Origin of the sequence: Comamonas sp. CMM03 (assembly GCF_019218715.1) — a bacterium.
Classification (GTDB): Bacteria; Pseudomonadota; Gammaproteobacteria; order Burkholderiales; family Burkholderiaceae_C; genus Comamonas; species Comamonas terrigena.
In genome coordinates this window covers 73689-89671 of record NZ_JAHUXB010000004.1, presented here as the reverse complement: position 1 = coordinate 89671, position 15983 = coordinate 73689, and the positions used below count along the sequence as shown (strand labels likewise).

General features: G+C 66.3%; 17 protein-coding genes. 8 read left to right on the top strand and 9 right to left on the bottom strand.

Features of this window, described 5'->3' with window-relative positions; genetic code table 11:
* Window positions 1-179 precede the first annotated feature (179 nt).
* Both KW830_RS14325 and KW830_RS14320 read left to right on the top strand, forming a co-directional pair.
* Window positions 180-1274 (top strand): bifunctional nicotinamide-nucleotide adenylyltransferase/Nudix hydroxylase, encoded by a 1095-nt coding sequence (locus KW830_RS14325; RefSeq protein ID WP_218333535.1) that lies wholly within the window; start codon window positions 180-182, stop codon window positions 1272-1274.
* Window positions 1275-1390: 116 nt separating this feature from the next.
* Entirely contained in the window at window positions 1391-1891 is a 501-nt protein-coding gene (locus tag KW830_RS14320; protein ID WP_066537732.1) for a GNAT family N-acetyltransferase, read from the top strand.
* Window positions 1892-1928: 37 nt separating this feature from the next.
* Here KW830_RS14320 and KW830_RS14315 read toward each other — a convergent pair whose 3' ends face one another.
* The 5 genes from KW830_RS14315 to rodA all read right to left on the bottom strand — a co-directional run bounded on the left by KW830_RS14315 (window position 1929) and on the right by rodA (window position 7179).
* On the bottom strand, window positions 1929-2240 hold the full coding sequence (locus KW830_RS14315; protein ID WP_066537735.1) for a hypothetical protein: 312 nt from the start codon (window positions 2238-2240) through the stop codon (window positions 1929-1931).
* 251 nt (window positions 2241-2491) lie between these two features.
* Complete coding sequence (locus KW830_RS14310) at window positions 2492-3655, bottom strand: 3-deoxy-7-phosphoheptulonate synthase (RefSeq protein WP_066537738.1); 1164 nt, start codon at window positions 3653-3655, stop codon at window positions 2492-2494.
* Between the two features lie 328 nt (window positions 3656-3983).
* Entirely contained in the window at window positions 3984-5444 is a 1461-nt protein-coding gene (gene tldD / locus KW830_RS14305; protein ID WP_218333534.1) for a metalloprotease TldD, read from the bottom strand.
* Window positions 5445-5533: 89 nt separating this feature from the next.
* Window positions 5534-5869 (bottom strand): YegP family protein, encoded by a 336-nt coding sequence (locus tag KW830_RS14300; RefSeq protein ID WP_066537844.1) that lies wholly within the window; start codon window positions 5867-5869, stop codon window positions 5534-5536.
* A 137-nt stretch (window positions 5870-6006) separates the two neighbouring features.
* A complete protein-coding gene (gene rodA / locus KW830_RS14295; RefSeq protein WP_218333533.1) occupies window positions 6007-7179 on the bottom strand; it encodes a rod shape-determining protein RodA in 1173 nt (390 codons plus the stop codon).
* Window positions 7180-7275: 96 nt separating this feature from the next.
* Here rodA and KW830_RS14290 point away from each other — a divergent pair, with 96 nt between their 5' ends.
* From KW830_RS14290 to mtgA, 5 genes are all read left to right on the top strand, one after another.
* The gene (locus KW830_RS14290; RefSeq protein ID WP_066537742.1) at window positions 7276-7863 is read left to right on the top strand and encodes a YqiA/YcfP family alpha/beta fold hydrolase; all 588 of its coding nucleotides are present in this window, start codon (window positions 7276-7278) and stop codon (window positions 7861-7863) included.
* A gap of 71 nt (window positions 7864-7934) precedes the next feature.
* Window positions 7935-10010, top strand: coding sequence for a ribonuclease catalytic domain-containing protein (locus tag KW830_RS14285; RefSeq protein ID WP_218333532.1), 2076 nt, complete (start codon window positions 7935-7937; stop codon window positions 10008-10010).
* Entirely contained in the window at window positions 10007-10867 is an 861-nt protein-coding gene (locus KW830_RS14280; protein WP_066537747.1) for an energy transducer TonB, read from the top strand. The genes KW830_RS14285 and KW830_RS14280 overlap by 4 nt, the downstream gene beginning before the upstream one ends.
* A gap of 123 nt (window positions 10868-10990) precedes the next feature.
* Entirely contained in the window at window positions 10991-11848 is an 858-nt protein-coding gene (aroE, locus tag KW830_RS14275; protein WP_218333531.1) for a shikimate dehydrogenase, read from the top strand.
* A 23-nt stretch (window positions 11849-11871) separates the two neighbouring features.
* Entirely contained in the window at window positions 11872-12588 is a 717-nt protein-coding gene (mtgA, locus tag KW830_RS14270) for a monofunctional biosynthetic peptidoglycan transglycosylase (RefSeq protein WP_066537752.1), read from the top strand.
* On the opposite strand, the gene KW830_RS14265 is transcribed toward mtgA, so the two are convergent.
* Entirely contained in the window at window positions 12580-13389 is an 810-nt protein-coding gene (locus KW830_RS14265; protein WP_227657922.1) for a hypothetical protein, read from the bottom strand. The genes mtgA and KW830_RS14265 overlap by 9 nt on opposite strands.
* Before the next feature lie 111 nt (window positions 13390-13500).
* On the opposite strand from KW830_RS14265, the gene ruvC reads away from it, so the two are divergent.
* Window positions 13501-14058 (top strand): crossover junction endodeoxyribonuclease RuvC, encoded by a 558-nt coding sequence (ruvC, locus tag KW830_RS14260; protein ID WP_066537759.1) that lies wholly within the window; start codon window positions 13501-13503, stop codon window positions 14056-14058.
* Between the two features lie 99 nt (window positions 14059-14157).
* On the opposite strand, the gene KW830_RS14255 is transcribed toward ruvC, so the two are convergent.
* The 3 genes from KW830_RS14255 to lpxC form a co-directional block, all read right to left on the bottom strand.
* Window positions 14158-14598, bottom strand: coding sequence for an RcnB family protein (locus KW830_RS14255; RefSeq protein WP_066537761.1), 441 nt, complete (start codon window positions 14596-14598; stop codon window positions 14158-14160).
* Between the two features lie 223 nt (window positions 14599-14821).
* A complete protein-coding gene (locus tag KW830_RS14250; RefSeq protein ID WP_172591770.1) occupies window positions 14822-14998 on the bottom strand; it encodes a hypothetical protein in 177 nt (58 codons plus the stop codon).
* Between the two features lie 21 nt (window positions 14999-15019).
* The gene (gene lpxC, locus KW830_RS14245; protein WP_066537848.1) at window positions 15020-15943 is read right to left on the bottom strand and encodes a UDP-3-O-acyl-N-acetylglucosamine deacetylase; all 924 of its coding nucleotides are present in this window, start codon (window positions 15941-15943) and stop codon (window positions 15020-15022) included.
* Window positions 15944-15983: the final 40 nt, after the last annotated feature.

Genomic DNA, 15983 nt, shown 5'->3' with positions numbered 1-15983 from the left:
CTGCCGCGCCGGAGTGGGGAGAAAGCCCCATTCCGGTCTGCGCAGGCATCTATCAAAATTGCAGCAGCCCGTGCGCCAGCAGACTGCAACTGCACCGAAAATAGCGCCCAACCGAGACCGCCTGTGCGGCCACCCCCCGTTGTGGTGGGCGTGACCGCACCGCCCCTGGAGACCCTGCCATGACGACCGCACCAAAAGCTGCTCCCCACACCGCCGTGCTGATCGGGCGCTTCCAGCCTTTTCACAACGGCCACCTGGCCTTGCTGCAACAGGCACTGGCGCGCGCCGAGCAGGTGGTGGTGGTACTGGGCAGCGCCGGCCAGGCACGCAGCCCCAAAAACCCGTTCACCTGGCAGGAGCGCGCGGCGCTGATCCTCGCGTCCCTGCCCAACGCCGACCAGGCCCGCGTGCGCTGCCTGCCCATGCGCGACTTCTACGACGAGCCCCGCTGGGTGGCCGCCGTGCGCGCCGGCGTACAGGCACTGGTGCCACCGGGGGGCCGCATTGCGCTGGTGGGCCATTTCAAGGACGTCAGCAGCGACTACCTGGCACGCTTTCCCGGTTGGGAGCTGGCCAGCCTGCCGCGCCAGGGCGACTTTGACGCCACCCCCGTGCGCGATGCCTACCTGGGCACGCCCACCGCCGAACTGGCCGCCCTGTGGCCCGCACTGGAGACGCAGGTGCCGCCCGCCGTGCTGCGCTTTCTGCAGGAATGGGCGCGCACGCCGCAGTACGCGGAAATCCAGCAGGAATGGCAGATGATCCGGGGCTACCAGGCCGCCTGGTCCAACGCGCCCTACCCGCCGGTGTTTGTGACGGTCGACGGCTTTGTGCGCTGCAACGAACAGCTGCTGCTGGTGCAGCGCGGCCATCGCCCCGGCAAAGGCCTGTGGGCCCTGCCCGGCGGTTTTGTGGAGCCGCGCGATACGCTGTGGCAATCCTGCCTGCGCGAGCTGCAGGAGGAAACCCTGTTCCCGCTGAGCGAGACCCAGCTGCGCGAGCGGCTGCAGGGTGTGGAAGTGTTCGACCACCCGGACCGCAGCCTGCGCGGGCGCACCATCACCCACGTGCATGCGCTGGACCTGGGCGACGCCCCGGGCACCGCTCTGCCCGCCGTCACCGGCGGCGACGATGCGGCCCTGGCCCGCTGGGTGCCCATCCAGGACCTGCCGTCCATGGAGTCCCAGTTCTTCGAAGACCACTTCCATGTGGTGCGCCGCTGCATGGAGCGCTTTGCCGGCTGGGAGATGCCGGTGCAGCCGCTGCACGCCTGAAGCGCGGGCGATCCAGCCCGCCCCAGGGCCAACCGGCCCTAAAACCCCATTCAATTTCATAGCTGCGTGCACATATACCATCTGCGCACGCAGCTATTTCTTTCCTCTTTTTTTTCATGTCACAACTGAACATCCGCCCGGCCACCATCGCTGATACCGACACCATCCTGCGCTTCATCCGCGAGCTGGCCATCTACGAAAAAGCCGAGCACGAGGTGCAGTCCACCCCGGCACACATCCACCGCACGCTGTTTGCGGCGCAGCCTACAGCCCATGGCCTGATCTGCGAGCTGGACGGCGCCCCCATCGGCTTTGCCATCTACTTCTTCAACTATTCCACCTGGCAGGGCCAGCATGGGCTGTATCTGGAAGACCTGTATGTCACGCCCCAGCAACGCGGCGTGGGCGCTGGCAAGGCCTTGCTGCAGCACCTGGCCCGCATCGCCCTGGACAAGGATTGCGGCCGTTTCGAGTGGAGCGTGCTGGACTGGAACGCCCCGTCCATTGCGTTCTACGACAGCCTGGGCGCCAAGCCCCAGAGCGAATGGATTCGCTACCGCATGACGGGCGAAGCCCTGCAGCAGCTGGCCCACGGCCCGCAAGCCCCGGCACTCTGATCCCTCCGGGGCGCCAGACAGCGGCCCGGCAGGGCCATCAGAACGATATGGCCATGCCCGGCACATCCACACGGATCAGCGGGCGCTGCAGCACCGCAGCGGCCGCACGGCCGAAGGTCTCGCGCCAGACGGCATCGCCCTGCAGTTGCCGCTGACCGGCACGGGCCACCACCAGCACCTTGTCTGCCAGCAGCACCTTGCCGCTGGGGCGCAGCGGTTCGCACTCCAGTGCGGTGAACTGCTCGTCCAGCCAGCGGCGGCCGTCTTCGTTCGCCATCGCTGGCACATGGGTCAGGTCGATACGGAGCTCCTGCCCCGCAGCCAGGTTGATGATGACTTCGTGCTGCATAGTGCGCCTTTCGTTCTCACAAATCGGGGATGGTGGACGCTGCTGCGCCCGCCATGGCCTCAGCCCGGCACCGGCCCGAACCAGCGCCAGACGGTCGGAACACGGCCCGGAGGGCATCTGCGCAGTGTCCATGAAAAAAGGAGCCGCCTGGATGGGCAACTCCTTGTTTTCAGGGCAATCACTGATGGAAATCAGCGTAGCACAGGCGGTTGAAGCTCTGTTTTTCAGAGCAAAAGTCGCCCCCGCTACATTCAGGCGGCCACCAGGGCCTGCTCGGCTTCCGCCAGCACGCTGCGGCGGGCTTGCACGGCGTCGGCCAGCACCTGCAGCGTGGACAGGGTATCGTCCCAACCGATGCAGGCATCGGTGATGCTCTGGCCGTAGGCTAGGCCGCAGGCGTCGTCCTTGCCCGGGGTGAACTTCTGGGCGCCGGCCACCAGATGGCTTTCCAGCATCACGCCGAAGATCTGGTTCGAACCGCCACGCATCTGGTCGGCAATGTCGGCGGCCACATCCTTCTGGCGCTCGTGCTGCTTGGAACTGTTGGCATGGCTACAGTCCACCATCAGCGTGGCCGGCAGGCCGGCCTTTTCCAGGTCGGCACAGGCGGCGGACACATGGGCAGCATCGTAGTTCGGGGTCTTGCCGCCGCGCAGGATGACGTGGCAGTCCGGGTTGCCCGAGGTATTGACGATAGCCACCTGGCCGTTCTTGTGCACCGACAGGAAGTGGTGGCCACGGCTGGCGGACTGGATGGCGTCGGTGGCAATGCGGATATTGCCGTCGGTGCCGTTCTTGAAGCCGATGGGCGCCGAGATGCCCGAGGCCAGCTCCCGGTGCACCTGGCTTTCGGTGGTGCGGGCTCCGATGGCGCCCCAGCTTATCAGGTCGCCGATGTACTGGGGCGAGATCACGTCCAGGAACTCGCTGGCCGCCGGCACGCCCAGGCGGTTGATGTCGATCAGCAGCTGGCGCGCAATGCGCAGGCCTTCGTCGATGCGGTAGCTGCCATCCAGGTAGGGGTCGTTGATCAGGCCCTTCCAGCCCACGGTGGTGCGGGGCTTTTCGAAGTACACGCGCATCACCACTTCCAGGCGGTCCTTGTACTGCTCGCGCACCACGGCCAGGCGGCGGGCGTATTCCAGTGCGGCGGCGGGATCGTGGATGGAACAGGGGCCCACAATGACCAGCAAGCGGTCATCCTGGTTGCGCATGATGCGCTGGATGCTGTTGCGGGTGCCACTCACCAGGGTTTCCACGGCCGTGCCGTCGATGGGGAAGAAGCGGATCAGGTGCTCGGGAGGGGGCAACACGGTAATGTCCTCAATGCGTTCGTCGTCGGTCTGGCCAGTCTTTTCAGTCTTTTGCACAGAGCGATACCAAGCGTCGCCGGAGGAGGTGTGGTGAGCGTTCATGTCAGCCTCGTGGTCCTGTTGGATGTGTGGAAAGTGAAGGGGTGAAAAAAAACCGCCGGGCTTTTCAGCTTCGGCGGTTTTTTGGGAGGTGTTCGTGTGTGCGAGCGCTTGCCTCTCATCCGCCTGGGACCGAGAACCAAAAGTAAAAATAGAAAGCGCTGCGTACTTGCATAGCGGTTGAATGTAGCACCGCTCATGCGGCAGCGCAACACCCGCCTCATCCACCAACGCAGGAAAATTCCAAAAAACCCCAAAAAAAAACGCCACACCGTTTGCACAGCGCAGCGTTTTGCATGACCTACACAGGAATCCTGCAAAATTTCAATAATTAAGCGGTACCACCCACCGTCAGTCCGTCAATGCGCATGGTCGGCTGGCCCACACCCACTGGCACGCTCTGGCCTTCCTTGCCGCAGGTGCCCACGCCGCTGTCCAGGCGCATGTCGTTGCCGATCAGGCTGACCTTCTTCATGCACTCGGGACCGTTGCCCACCAAGGTGGCGCCCTTGACGGGGTACTGGATCTTGCCGTTTTCCACCCAGTACGCCTGGCTGGCCGAGAACACGAACTTGCCGCTGGTGATGTCCACCTGGCCGCCCCCGAAGTTGGTGGCGTACAGGCCCTTCTTGATGGAAGCGACGATTTCCTGCGGATCCTTGTCGCCACCCAGCATGTAGGTGTTGGTCATGCGTGGCATGGGCAGGTGGGCATAGCTTTCGCGGCGGCCGTTGCCGGTGGGCTTGACGCCCATCAGGCGGGCGTTCATGGCGTCCTGCATATAGCCCTTCAGGATGCCGTCCTCGATCAGCACATTGGCCTGCGAAGGGCAGCCTTCATCGTCCACGTTCAGCGAACCGCGGCGGTCGGTCAGCGTGCCGTCGTCCAGGATGGTGACGCCCTTGGCGGCCACGCGCTGGCCGATGCGGCCGCTGAAGGCACTGGAACCCTTGCGGTTGAAGTCGCCTTCCAGGCCATGGCCTACGGCCTCGTGCAGCAGCACACCCGGCCAGCCCGAGCCCAGCACCACGGTCATCATGCCGGCCGGTGCGGGGCGCGATTCGAGGTTGACCAGGGCCTGGTCCACGGCTTCGTCCACGTACTGGGCGATCTGCTCGTCACTGAAGTACGCCAGGCCGAAGCGGCCGCCACCGCCAGACGACCCCACCTCGCGGCGGCCGCTCTGCTCGGCAATCACCGTCACCGACAGACGCACCAGCGGGCGCACATCGGCGGCCAGCGTGCCATCGGCACGGGCCACCATGACCACGTCGTACTCGCTGGCCAGGCCGGCCATCACCTGCACGATGCGCGGGTCCTTGGCACGGGCCAGTGTTTCGACCTTGCCCAGCAGCTCCACCTTGGCGGTGCTGTCCATGGATGCGATCGGGTCCAGACCGGCGTACAGCGTGCGGCTGGGCGCGATCTTGGCCTTGGGAATGCGCACCTTGCGGCTTTGTGTGGCCGAGGAAATGGCGCGCACGGCCCGCGCTGCGTCCAGCAGCGAGGCTTCGGAAATATCGTCGGAGTACGCGAAAGCGGTTTTCTCACCGCTGACCGCACGCACGCCCACGCCCTGGTCGATGGAGAAGGAGCCGGTCTTGACGATGCCCTCTTCCAGGCTCCAGCCTTCCGCGCGGGTGTACTGGAAATAGAGGTCGGCGTCGTCCACCTGGTGGGCACGGATCTCGGCCAGCGCAGCGCCGAGGTGGCGCTCGTCCAGCCCAAAAGGTTCAAGCAGCAGTTGCCGGGCCGTGGCCAGGCGCTCGATGGTGGGTTCGCGGGAGATCATGGCAAGCATTGTAGGCAAGCCACCATGCCCCCGCCCCGCAACAGGCCGCTGGGCGCCGTGCGGCACCCGGTCTGCGCGAACCCGCGCTGTCAGGCGGTCTGGTCGTCCAGCGCCGCTTCGGGCGCATTGGCCTGCACCGAGGCAATGCCGGCATCGCGCGCCGACTCGCTGGAATACATCTGGCTCTGGCCGATCACCTGGCCGTTCGTGGCCTTGAGGGTGAAATACGGCGATCCGTCCTTGGCCTGTAGCTTGTCAAAGCGCGCCACATCGGCCGCGTTCTTGCGCACCGAGGCAATGCCGTTGCTGGCACTGGCCTTGGCCTCATAGACCTCGCTGGTCAGGATGACCTGGCCGTTGCCGGCCAGCAGGTTGAAGCTGAACTTGCCGTTCGAGGTCTTTTTCAGGGCGAATTTGGCGGCCATGGGCATTGCTCCTCACAACTGGACATGAAAAAACCGCCGTGCGAACTTCCCACCAGAGAAATCCGACACGGCGGCCTGCCAGTTGTACTCCAGCCCATCGCGGCAGGCAAGAGCCTGTCACCGGTCCTGGCAATCCTTCACAAACGCGAGCCGACTTCCTTGGGCACGTTGCGCTGGTGGCGGGCCACCGACATCAGCACCCCCAGCGCCAGCCCCAGCGTGACCATGGCCGTGCCGCCATAGCTGACGAACGGCAGCGGCACCCCCACCACCGGCAGGATGCCGCTGACCATGCCCATGTTCACAAAGGCGTAGGTGAAGAAGATCATGGCCACGGCCGCGCCCATTAGGCGCGCGAACAGCGTGTTGGCGTGGATGGAAATCGCCAGGCCGCGCCACACCAGCAGCAGGAAACCGATGATCAGCAGGCTGTTGCCCAGCAGCCCGAACTCTTCGGAGAAGGCCGCAAAGATGAAGTCGGTGGTGCGTTCGGGAATGAATTCCAGGTGGGTCTGTGTGCCGGCCATAAAGCCCTTGCCCCAGACGCCGCCGGAGCCGATGGCGATCATGCCCTGGATGATGTGGAACCCCTTGCCCAGCGGATCGCGCGTGGGATCGAGCAGCGTGCACACACGGGTGCGCTGGTAATCGTGCAGAAAGTACCAGCTCACGCCATCGGCGCACAGCGTGGGTTCGTTCCAGATGATCAGCGCAATGCCCACCACGCCCAGCACCACCGGCGGCACGATCAGCTTCCAGGACAGCCCGGCAAAAAAGATCACCGCCAGCCCTGCGGCCATCACCAGCAGCGAGGTGCCCAGGTCCGGTTGCTTCATGATCAGGCCCACGGGCACCAGCAGCAGCACGAAGGCGATCACAAAGTCCATGGCCCGGCGCTGGCCCTCGCGCATCTGGAACCACCAGGCCAGCATCAGCGGCGTGGCGATCTTCAGCAGCTCGGAAGGCTGGATGACCACCCCCACATTCACCCAGCGGGTGGCCCCCTTCTTGGTGATGCCGAACAGCAGCACGGCCACCAGCAGGGCCACACCCAGCGTGTACAGCGGCACGGCCAGCAGCATCAGCCGCTGCGGCGGCACCTGGGCCACCACGAACAGCAGGCCGGCGGCCAGCAGCATGTTGCGGCCATGGTCCACAAAGCGCGTGCCATGGTCATAGCCGGCGGAATACATGGCCAGCAGACCGATACACGCCAGCAAACCCACGCACATCAGCAACGGATAGTCGAAGTTGCGAAACAGCGGCACAAAGCGCTGCAGCAGGGAAGGTTTGTCGATTTCGGCGGCCATAAGCCCGCCATTATCGCGGGGCGGCTGCGCCCTGCACCGGCCAGGGGGCACCCTGGCTGTCATCCCTCCCTGCGGCCCAGCGGCTACCATGCAGGGATGGCGACCACCACCCATCTGCTGTACCTGCACGGCTTTCGCTCCTCCCCGCAATCGGCCAAGGCCCAGGCCATGGCGGCACATGTGCACCACCACCACCCGGACGTGCACTGGTGGTGCCCGCAGCTGCCGCCGTCCCCCCGGGAGGCCATGGAACTGGTGGCCGACGGCGTGCGCGACTGGCCGGCAGACCAGATGGCGGTGATCGGCTCCTCGCTGGGCGGCTTCTATGCCAGCTGGGTGGCTCACCTCAAGGGCTGCCCCAGCGTGCTGATCAACCCGGCCGCCTACCCCGACCGCGACCTGGAGCGCTATATCGGCGAGCACAGCAGCTGGCACGACCCGGAGACCCGCTTTTTCTTCCGCCCCGAATACATTCCCGAGCTGCAGGCCCTGGGCCTGCACGGCAAGGCTCCGGCCGGGCGGGAGCTGGGCCTGTTTGCCAAGGGCGACGAGCTGCTGGACTGGCGTGAGATGCTGGCCCGCTACCCGCTGGCCGAGCACATCCTCATCGAAGGCAGCGACCATGCGCTGAGCGGTTTCGAGGCCTATATCCCCGACATCTGCGACTTTCTGCAACTGGCCTGAACACGCAGCCCGTCATCCCCCGTGGTGCCACTGCGACGAAAGGGCAAAGCCGGCATGGGAAAATGCCGGCCATGCACGCATTGTTTGAAGACGCCGGCAAATTCCTGGCTGGCCGTATCCTGTCCGAGGCCGAGTCCTCCTCCCAAATCGAGCTTGGCACCGGCAAACGGGTCAAGGTCAAGGCTGCCAACATCCTGCTGAAGTTCGAAAAGCCCGAGCCGGCAGCACTGATGGCCGAGGCCGAAGCCATTGCCGCCACCGTGGAGCTGGACCTGGCCTGGGAATTCGCCCCCGAAGAAGAGTTCGGCTTTGCCGACATTGCGCGCGACTATTTCTCCGACAACGCGCCGCTGGCCCAGCAGGCCGGCATGCTGTTCGCGCTGTATGGCGCCCCCCACTACTTCCGCCGCGCCGGCAAGGGCCGTTTCAAGAAGGCGCCGGCCGAAATCCTGCAGCAGGCCCTGGCTGCCATCGAGAAGAAAAAGCTGCTCCAGGCCCAGATCGACGGCTGGGCACAGGAACTGGTGGCGGGCACCTGCCCGCAGCCCATCCGCGAGCAGCTCTACAAGATCCTGTTCCGCCCCGACAAGAACGCCCCCGAATACAAGGCCGTGGTCGAGGCCAGCCGCAATGCCCAGAAAGCACCGCTGGACCTGCTGCAAACGGCCGGCGCCATCGACTCGGCCTACCAGTTCCACTGGCAGCGCTTTCTGTTCGACAACTTCCCCAAGGGCACGGGCTTCCCGGCCATCACCGCCCCCCAGCCGCCGGCCGATCTGCCGCTGGCCGATGTGCAGGCCTATTCCATCGACGATTCGATGACCACCGAAATCGACGATGCCCTGTCCGTCCAGGGTCTGGGCAGCGGCAAGGTCACGCTGGGCATCCACATTGCCGCGCCGGGTCTGGCCATCCAGCCCGGCTCCGAGCTGGACAAGCTGGGCCGCAACCGCCTGTCCACGGTCTACATGCCCGGCTACAAGATCACCATGCTGCCGGACGAGGTGGTGCGCATCTACACGCTGGACGAAGGCCGTGCCAACCCCGCCGTGTCGCTGTATGTGACCTATGACGAAACCACGTTCGAGGTGCTGGCCAAGGAAACCAGGCTGGAACGCGTGCCGGTGGTGACCAATTTCCGCCACGACAAGCTGGACCACATCGTCACCGAGGAATGGCTGAGCGACAGCAGCATCGAGGTCGAGAACACCCCCGCCAACCTGCTGGCCGTGCGCGACCAGCTGTCCTTTCTGCACAAGCTGGCGCGCCACCTCAAGGCCGAGCGCGAAGTGGTGCGCGGCAAGCCCGAGAACTTCTCGCGCCCCGACTACACCTTCCGCCTGGAAGGCAATGGCGACGGCGAGCCCAACGGCAGCGAAAAGGTCAGCATCACCGTGCGCAAGCGCGGTGCCGCGCTGGACCTGATCGTGGCCGAGGCCGCCATCGTCGCCAACAGCAGCTGGGGCCTGATGCTGGCCGAGCACGGCGTGCCCGGCATCTACCGCAGCCAGGCCAGCCTGGCCCCGGGCGTGAAGGTGCGCATGTCCACCAAGGCCCTGCCCCACGCCGGCATCGGCGTGAAAGCCTATTCCTGGGCCACCTCGCCGCTGCGCCGCTACACCGACCTGGTGAACCAGTGGCAGATCATTGCCTGCGCCCGCCACGGCGCCACGGCCGCCCTGGCTGCACCGTTCAAGCCCAAGGATGCCGAGCTGTTCGGCATCATCAGCAGCTTTGATGGCGCCTACAGTGCCTACAACGGCTACCAGGCCGGCATGGAACGCTTCTGGACGCTGAAGTATCTGGAACAGAACGGCATCACCGAACTGGAAGCCGCAGTCATCAAGGACAACGGCCCCGCCGGGATGCTGGTGCGCGCCGACACGCTGCCCCTGGTGATCTCGGTGCTGGGCGCGCAAAACCTGCCGCGTGGCGCCCGCATCCGCGTGAAGCTGGGCGAGATCGACGAGATCACGCTGGACATCCACGGCACGGTGCTGGAGCGCCTGGACGACCCGGATGACACCAGCGACGACGCACCGGTGGACGAGGTGTCGGAAGAAGACGACAACGTGGCCGGCCCGATCGCCATTGCCGTGGATGTAAACGACAGCGAAGGCGCCAGCGCCGATAATCCCGCTCCGTGACCCTGCCTGCCGCCCTCCGCTCCCTGTCCCCCCTGTCGATTGCACTGGGGGTCTCGGTGGCCGTCCACGCGGTGCTGCTGAGCGTGCGCTTTGTGGCGCCCGAGCAGTTCAACCGCGTGTTCCAGGACACCCCGCTGGAGGTGATTCTGGTCAACGCCCACACCCAGGAACGGCCGGAAAAAGCCCAGGCCATTGCCCAGGCGGCGCTGGCCGGAGGCGGCGATGCGGCCCAGGGCCGGGCCACCAGCCCCATGCCCTACTCGGCCATCACGGCCATTGGCGATGATTTCGAGAACCGCCAGCGCGAGATCGACGCCATGCAGGAGCAGCAGAGCGTGCTGCTGACCCAGCTGCGCAAGCAACTGGCCACGCTGCCGCAGCAGGACCCGACCCCACAGGCGTCCAGCAAGCAGGCGGCGCAGGAACAGGAACGCCGCCAGCAGCTGGTCAAGCTGCTGGCCGAAATCGAAAAGCGGATCAACGAAGAAAACGCCCGCCCCAAGAAACGCTACATCAGCCCCGCCACGCGCGAGGAGGTCTACGCGGTCTACTACGACGCGCTGCGCCGCAAGGTGGAAGACAAGGGCACCGAGAATTTCCCCGAGCAGGCCGGCAAGAAACTCTATGGCGAGCTGACCATGATCCTGACCGTCAACCACGACGGCAAGGTGCTGGCCACCGAAGTGGTGCAGGGCTCGGGCAACCGCCAGCTCGACACCCGTGCCGAGGCCATTGCCCGCGCCGCCGGCCCCTACGGCCACTTTGGCCCGGCCATGCGCGCCAAGGCCGACCAGATCGCCGTGGTGTCCCGCTTCAAGTTCACCCGCGACCAGACGCTGCAGACCGATGTCCGGTGAGCGGCAGACCACCCCGCTGCGCGGCGAACCCCAGCCGTTTCGCCGCCGCCCCATGCCTGCCCGGACACTGCGGCCCTGCCCTGTTTTCCGGATTTCACGCTGCCCGTTGGCCAGCGCCCACACATGACTGCTGCTCCTGACTCCTACTGCGTAATGGGCAACCCCGTGGCCCACAGCCGCTCGCCCTGGATCCACGCCCGCTTCGCCGCGCTGACCGACCAGGCGCTGCAGTACGACCGCTGCCTGGCGCCGCTGGACGGCTTTGCCACGGCACTGGCGGGCTTCGCCGCCGCCGGCGGCCAGGGCTGCAACATCACCGTGCCTTTCAAGCTGGAAGCCGCCCAGGCGGCCGCCCGGCAGAGCCCGCGCGTGGCGCTGGCCGGCGCGGCCAACACCCTGGCCCGGCAGAGCGATGGCAGCTGGTATGCCGACAACACCGACGGCCTGGGCCTGGTGGCCGACATCACCCGCAATGCCGGCGTGGCACTGGCCGGCAAGGACATTCTGCTGATCGGCGCCGGTGGCGCCGCGGCCGGCGTGCTCGGCCCGCTGCTGGAGCAGTCGCCCCGCCGCATCCTGGTCTGCAACCGCACGGCGGCCAAGGCCGAAGCGCTGGTCGCCCAGCATGCGGAACTGGCAGCACGCCAGAACGTGGTGCTGCAGGCACAAGCGCAGCAGGCGCTGGACGGTGACTTTGACGTGGTCATCAATGGCACGGCCGCCAGCCTGCAGGGTGCGGGCGTTCCCGTGCCGGCCACGGTGCTGCGTCCCGGTAGCCTGGCCTACGACATGATGTACGGCCCCGCCGCCGCCGCGTTCCTGGACTGGGCCGCGCTGCACGGCGCCACGGGCCGCGACGGCCTGGGCATGCTGGTGGAACAGGCCGCGGAATCCTTCGCGCTGTGGCGCGGTGTGCGCCCGCCTTCGGCCCAGGTGCTGGCCGAACTGCGCGCCCTGCTGGCCACCGAAGCCGCCCACTGAGCCAGGGCCGACGGAGTCTGCGCATGAAGGCATTCGAACGTTGGCTGGGTCTGGTGCTGCTGGCGGCAGTGGGACTGCAGCTGTTCTTTGTGCTGCGCATCGGGTTGATGGTGGTGGTGGCGCCCGAATCCACCACCTTCCAGCGCTCGGAAATGTGGCAGCAGTGGAAAGATGGTGCCGAGCGTCCCTGGCAGCAGCGCTGGGTGGACTATGCCCAGATCTCGGACCACCTCAAGCGCGCCGTGCTGACCTCGGAAGACGACCAGTTCGTGGAACACGGCGGCGTGCGCTGGGACGCCATCGAACGCGCCATGGAGCGCAATGCCAAGGAAGAACACCGCGCGGCGCGCAAGCAGTCCACCCGGCCTGCGCGCCTGTTTGGCGGCTCCACCATCACCCAGCAGCTGGCCAAGAACCTGCTGCTGTCCGGCGAGCGCAATATGCTGCGCAAAGGCCAGGAGCTGGTGCTGGCCCATCTGCTGGAACTGCTGCTGAGCAAGCAGCGCATTCTGGAGATCTACCTCAACAGCGTGGAATGGGGCAACGGCATCTTTGGCGCCGAGGCCGCAGCCCGGCATTACTTCGGCAAGAGCGCCGCCGGGCTGACCCCGGCCGAAGCCGCCCGCCTGGCGGTGATGCTGCCCAACCCGCGCCACTTCGAGGCCAACCCGCGCTCGCCCTACCTGAACCAGCGCAGCAGCGCCATCCAGCGCCGCATGGCGGCCACGCCGCTACCGTAAAGGCGCCATCCCGTCCATCTCGCCGTACAGGAACAGCAGCTGCAGCGCGGTCAGCGTTTCCTCATGCAGGCGCTTCAGCGCCGCATCGCGGGCCGGCACGATGATGGCGTGGCCGCGCGCATCCAGTGCGAACGGACTGCCCAGCAGCTCCGCCATGTCGATGGTGTAGTAGGACCGGTCGCCATAGGGGCGCTTGCCGTCGATGAAGGGCATGGGCCACAGCGGCTCGGCCTCGGTGCTTTCGGCCAGCACCGCGTCCAGGCTGGGCCCCGTCAGCTCCTGCCAGATGGCGCCGCGCAGCAGCGTCAGATGTTCTGCACGCAGCTGGAACTGGCCCTGCTGCACCCCGGGCAGCTGCGCCTGCAACTCGGCAGGCACCGCATAGCGCCCCGGCGCCAGGCGGGCCCGCTCCACAAAGGGGTACACCCAGCGCGCCACCTCCACCAGCCTCCGCATGGCCAGCGCCGCATCGTCGGTCGCCAGCAACTGCTGCGCCAGCTGCACGCTGGACGCGCTGGAATCTGCCCCCCGCAGCGGCTGCCGCGGGTCCACGCCCGGCGCCCCGGACTCCACCGGCAGCCACCAGACCCGCAAGCCGCGTACCAGGGCCAGGTGCTCCGGCGTGAAAGGCGGCAGGGCTTCGGTGCTGAAGACCTGCTGCACGACGTCCGCTTGGCGCTCAGCGGGCGTGGTGGCCAGCACCGCGATGCGCCAGCCCAGGAACAGCAGCACGGCGGCACCCAGCCCCCACACTCCGCGCCACAAGGCGCGCAACAGACGTCGATGGACAGGCAGGGACATGGGCACACACAGCGGGCAAACAAGCAGGACGCGCAGTGTATCCCGGGCATGGGGCACAATCGCCGGGCGGCGCGGTGTGCGCCGACTCCTCTTTGTTTACAGCACTTTTTCATGCGCATTCTCGGTATCGACCCCGGCCTGCAAACCACCGGCTTCGGCGTGGTGGACCGCGAAGGCCAGCAACTGCGCTATGTGGCCTGCGGCACCATCCGCACCACGCGCACGCCCGGGGTGGAACTGGGCGATCTGCCGGCGCGGCTGAAAATCCTGTACGAAGGCATTGGAGAGGTCATCACCCGCTACCAGCCGGCCACCGCGTCCGTCGAAATCGTCTTCGTCAACGTCAACCCCCAGTCCACGCTGCTGCTGGGGCAGGCCCGGGGGGCAGCCATTGCGGCACTGGTGATGCACGGGCTGCCGGTGGCCGAATACACGGCGCTGCAGATGAAGAAAGCCATCACCGGCCACGGCCGAGCAGCCAAGGACCAGGTGCAGGAGATGGTCAAACGCATGCTCCAGCTACCCGGTCTGCCCGGCCCCGATGCGGCCGATGCACTGGGCCTGGCCATCACCCATGCCCATGCCGGCCATGTGATGGACCGGCTGGCCCAGGAGACCACCTTGCAGCGCCGCCAGCATGCGCTGTACAAAGGCGGACGCACCTACTGACTGCCGCCCCACCTGCAGCACCTTTAGTTCCGCTGGCGGCATGCCACCATGCAAAAAGGCACCCCGCAGGGTGCCTTTGTTGCTGACGGGCGCCGGGACTCAGTAGCGCACGCCGCTCAGGATCAGCTGGGTGATCACGCCCGTGGCAATCGCCACCAGCATGTAGTCGCCGCCGTACTGCACCCAGTGGTAGCCGCGGGGCGGCGCACTCAGGTGGTGGCCGCGCCAGTCCTGCACCACATACTGCGGTCCCCGGTACTGCGGGGGCACGCGGTAGCCCTTGACCCAGCGGTGGTCCGGGCCGGCGCCCCGGCGGAAATCGCGGTCGTCACGGCGGTCATCTCTCCGGTCGTCGCGGCGGTGGTCACGGTCCCAGTCGCGGCGGTCATTGCGGCGGTCATCGTGCTTGTAATGGCCATTGCCCTGGGAATGCGAAGGCGGACCGCGGCGGTCGTCATTGCGGTGGGGCTGGGCTTGAGCCACAGCCGACATCCCCATGCCAAGGGCCAGGGCGGCTGCCAGTGCAGACATTTTTTTCATCGGACACTCCTTTCCTGGGGTGAGAAGGGCCAGCACAAGAACCGGCATGTGCACCATCATGCACCGATTGCAGCGGAGCGGGAATGCTGCAGCGCCGGTTTTACCGCAGCTTTGCGGCGAGGTGACAGTGCTTTGCAAACCGTAAATTGCGTGACAGAAAGCCTGTGGAGCGCAGCATGCACGGCCCGAACCCGCCGCTGCACGGCCCCACGGAACCACGCCGTCAGACGATGCGCCCGAAGATCAGCACCGCAAAAAAGGCCAGCGCAGCCACCACGGTCCACTTCAGCACCAGCAGCCCCCAGCGCTTGTACCGCGCCTGCCCGGTTCCCAGGTAGAACACAAAGCACAGGGCCGAGCCCAGCAGCAGCACAGAGGCCAGCCAGCGAAAGATCAGCATCTGCAGCCGCCCGGAACCGGCTTACCAGGCCTGGGCGAGCTGGGCAAAGCCCGCCGGCGCCTTGCGGTCGCTGTCAAAGCTGACCACTTCCCAGGCCGACGGGTCGGCCATCAGCGCGCGCAGCAGCTGGTTGTTCATGCCGTGGCCCGAACGGAACGCGCTGTAGGCCGCCAGCAGCGGCTTGCCCACGGCGTACAGATCGCCCATGGCGTCCAGTATCTTGTGCTTGGCGAACTCGTCGTCATAGCGCAGGCCGTCGCTGTTCAGGACCTTGTAGTCGTCCATGACGATGGCATTGTCCAGCCCGCCACCCAGCGCCAGGCCGTTGTTGCGCAGCATTTCCACATCCTTGGTGAAACCGAAGGTGCGGGCCCGGGCGATGTCGCGCGGGTAGTTGCCGGCGCCCAGGTCGAACTCCACCGACTGGCCGGTGGAATCCACGGCCGGGTGGGCGAAGTCGATGTCAAAGCGCAGCTTGAAGCCATGGTAGGGCTCGAAGCGGGCCCATTTCAGGTTGGCCCCCTCGCCTTCGCGCACTTCCACCGGCTTGGTCACCCGGATGAAGCGGCGGGGTGCATTCTGGGTTTCGATGCCCGCGCTTTGCAGCAGAAACACGAAGGACGACGAAGACCCATCCAGGATGGGCACTTCCTCGGCCGTGATGTCGATATAGAGGTTGTCTATGCCCAGGCCGCACAGGGCGGACATCAGGTGCTCGATGGTGTGCACCTTGGCACTGCCCGTGGCAATGGTGGTGGCCATGCGCGTATCGGCCACCGACATGGCATTGACGGGAATGTCCACCGGCTCTGGCAAATCCACACGCCGGAAGACGATGCCGGTATCGGGCTGCGCCGGGCGCAAGGTCATTTCGACCCGCTGGCCGCTGTGCAGACCCATGCCCACGGCACGGGTGATGGTCTTGAGGGTGCGTTGCTGAAGCATGGTGCCAATTTTACCGATCTGCGGCATTTTCCTGCCGGGC